General features: G+C 65.1%; 1 protein-coding gene. It reads left to right on the top strand.

The window, feature by feature from the left end; translation table 11 throughout:
• Nucleotide 1: 1 nt before the first annotated feature.
• A partial coding sequence (locus tag BMY84_RS28925; protein WP_143075216.1) for a UDP-glucose dehydrogenase family protein occupies nt 2–1,113 on the top strand: 1,112 nt, incomplete at its 3' end.

Genomic DNA, 1,113 nt, shown 5'->3' with positions numbered 1-1,113 from the left:
CATGAAAATCACGATGATCGGCACGGGTTATGTTGGACTTGTGTCCGGGGCCTGTTTTGCGGACTTTGGCCATGACGTGGTGTGCGTAGACAAGGATGCGGGGAAGATCGCGGCGATCGAGTCGGGCAAGATGCCGATTTTCGAGCCGGGTCTGGACCAGCTGGTGGGCAGCAATGCCGCCGCCGGTCGCCTGACCTTCACCACCGATCTGGCGGCGGGCGTCAAGGGCGCAGACGCGATCTTCATCGCGGTCGGCACGCCCTCGCGTCGCGGCGATGGTCATGCGGATCTGAGCTATGTCTATGCTGCGGCGCGGGAAATCGTGGAAGCGCTGGATGGCCCGGCGGTGATCGTGACCAAGTCGACCGTGCCGGTGGGCACTGGCGACGAAGTGGAGCGGATCGCGCGCGAACTGCGCCCCGACCTCGACATCCAGTGCGTGTCCAACCCGGAATTCCTGCGCGAAGGCGCGGCGATCGGTGACTTCAAGCGGCCCGATCGCGTGGTCGTGGGCACCACCGGCAGCGAACGCGCGATCGCGGTGATGAGCCAGGTCTATCGTCCGCTCAGCCTCAATCAGGCGCCCCTGATGTTCACCGGTCGTCGCACGGCGGAACTGATCAAATATGCCGCCAATGCGTTCCTCGCGACCAAGATCACCTTCATCAACGAGATGGCCGACCTGTGCGAAGCGGTGGGCGCCGAGGTGCAGGATGTGTCGCGCGGCATCGGCCTCGACAACCGCATCGGCAGCAAATTCCTGCATGCAGGCCCCGGCTATGGCGGCTCCTGCTTCCCCAAGGATACGCTGGCGCTGGTGAAGACCGGTCAGGATTATGACGCGCCGATCCGCATCGTGGAAACGGTGGTGCAAGTGAACGACCTGCGCAAGCGAGCGATGGGTCGCAAGATCGTCAAGGCGCTGGGCGGCGACGCGCGGGGCAAGACGGTGGCGCTGCTGGGCGTGACGTTCAAGCCCAATACCGACGACATGCGCGACGCGCCGAGCCTGGCGATCGTGCAGGCGCTGGAGGATGCGGGGGCGAAGGTGGTGGCCTATGACCCCGAGGGCATGGAAGTGGCCGCGCCGATGATGCCGGGCGTGACCATGGT

The sequence above is a fragment of the Sphingobium sp. AP50 genome, assembly GCF_900109095.1.
Taxonomy (GTDB): domain Bacteria; phylum Pseudomonadota; class Alphaproteobacteria; order Sphingomonadales; family Sphingomonadaceae; genus Sphingobium.
Note: the sequence above shows the minus strand (reverse complement) of the source record. Positions and strands in the feature narration are given on the sequence as shown.